This window comes from Streptomyces sp. NPDC059003 (assembly GCF_042740445.1).
Taxonomy (GTDB): domain Bacteria; phylum Actinomycetota; class Actinomycetes; order Streptomycetales; family Streptomycetaceae; genus Streptomyces.
This window is the reverse complement of record NZ_JBHYJH010000143.1, coordinates 1-1506: the sequence shown is the minus strand read 5'-3', so window position 1 is coordinate 1506 and position 1506 is coordinate 1. Positions and strand designations below refer to the sequence as shown.

Annotated in this window: 3 protein-coding genes; 1 reads left to right on the top strand and 2 read right to left on the bottom strand. The window is 72.4% G+C overall.

Going from position 1 to position 1506, the window contains the following annotated elements:
- Positions 1-104: 104 nt before the first annotated feature.
- Positions 105-407: a hypothetical protein gene (locus tag ACFWZ5_RS34850; protein WP_384806968.1), complete on the bottom strand. Its 303-nt coding sequence runs from the start codon at positions 405-407 to the stop codon at positions 105-107.
- 7 nt (positions 408-414) lie between these two features.
- Positions 415-1044: an ATP-dependent Clp protease proteolytic subunit gene (locus ACFWZ5_RS34845; protein WP_384806971.1), complete on the bottom strand. Its 630-nt coding sequence runs from the start codon at positions 1042-1044 to the stop codon at positions 415-417.
- Between the two features lie 93 nt (positions 1045-1137).
- Between ACFWZ5_RS34845 and ACFWZ5_RS34840 the strand changes: the two genes are divergently transcribed.
- Positions 1138-1416 (top strand): type II toxin-antitoxin system prevent-host-death family antitoxin, encoded by a 279-nt coding sequence (locus tag ACFWZ5_RS34840; RefSeq protein ID WP_384806974.1) that lies wholly within the window; start codon positions 1138-1140, stop codon positions 1414-1416.
- Positions 1417-1506 lie beyond the last annotated feature (90 nt).

The window sequence follows — 1506 nt, the reverse complement described above, 5'->3', positions numbered from 1 at the left end:
GCGCCGGACGGGCTATTTCTAGCCTGCCGGGCGCGTTTTCAGCCCGTCCGGCGCTTGAGGACGAGGCCCGAAGGCCAATAAAAGGGGGGGGGCGAGGGCCGCCGTCACGGCCGAGGCGGCACCGTCACGCGCTCAGCCCGGCGCTCGCCGTCCAGCACCCGCAAGGCCCGCGCCAGCGTGTCCGCGTGCAGCTCGGCCTCGCCCCGCTGGTGCATGAGCGTCAGCGCGTCCCGCAGCCGGGTGGCCCCGCCGACCAGGGCCTGTGCGGCCCGCAGGCCGCCGTACGTGTGCTCCGTGCGGGCCGGGTTGATCCGGCCGAGGAGGTCCACCACCGTCAGATAGGCGTCGACCAGCTCGCCCTCGGCGCGCGTGAGGGCGGGCAGGGGAGGGAGTTCGGGCGGCAGCACCGGCCGCTCACCTCCCGGCCGGGCGCGAGCCCTTGCGGCTCGGCACGACCCGGTCCACGAGGCCGTACTCCACCGCTGCCGCCGCGTCGAGCACCGTGTCGCGCTCGATGTCCTCGGTGACCTGCTCCGGGGTGCGCCCCGTGTGTCGTACGAGCATCGCCTCCAGGAGCGCGCGGGTGCGCCGCAGCTCCTCGGCCTGGATCTCGAGGTCGGTCGGCTGCCCCCGAAGCGGCTCGGGCATCCCCGGCTGGGAGAGGACCACGCGGGCGCCGGGCAGGATCGACCGCTTGCCCGGGGTGCCCGCGGCGAGCAGCACCGCGGCGGCGGACGCGGCCTGGCCGAGGCAGACCGTCTCCACCTCGCACGTCGTGTACAGGAGCGTGTCGTAGATCGCCGTCGTCGCGCTGAACGAGCCGCCCGGCGAATTGATGTACAGCGAGATGTCCCGGTCCGGCGCCGCGTGTTCGAGGTGGAGGAGCTGCGCCATCACGTCGTTCGCCGAGACGTCGTCGACCGGCGTGCCGAGGAAGACGATCCGCTCTTCCAGGAGCTTTGAGTACGGGTCCAGGGTGCGCACGCCGGAGCTGGTGCGCTCGGTGAACTCCGGCAGGACGGAGCGGGCGGACGGTCGCTGCATGACGCGCCTCCTGAGGGTATGCGGCAGCCGCCTCCCCGATGGGGCGGCCTCTGTAAAAAATGTACAGGACGTACATGACGTTATGATGGGGACATGGCCTACGAGATTCCGGTGACGCAAGCCCGCGCAGAGCTCGCCGACCTGATCAACCGCGTCGTCTACGGCGACGAGCGCGTCGTCGTCACGCGCCACGGCAAGCCGCTCGTGGCCCTGGTGTCCGCCGCTGACCTGCGTCGCCTCGAAGAGATGCAGGAAGCCGCGCAGGAGCCCGTGATCAGCTCCGTGTCGTCGGTCGGCGCCACGACGTCCGCCACCGGCGAACGCCAGCGCTTCGGCATCGCGGCCGAGCACCGCGGGCCGGAGGTGCGCTAGGCCGCGTCTTTCGGATCAGGCCGGGCCTGCGACGCCTCCGCCTTGCGATGCACCGCACCAGACGCCGCGGGCTGATCCGGCCTGATCCGA

What these genes read in the sequence shown, in the direction of transcription:
- ACFWZ5_RS34845 (WP_384806971.1), bottom strand. Translation starts at nt 1,044, where the DNA reads ATGCAGCGACCGTCCGCCCGCTCCGTCCTGCCGGAGTTCACCGAGCGC.
- ACFWZ5_RS34840 (WP_384806974.1), top strand. Translation starts at nt 1,138, where the DNA reads ATGGCCTACGAGATTCCGGTGACGCAAGCCCGCGCAGAGCTCGCCGAC.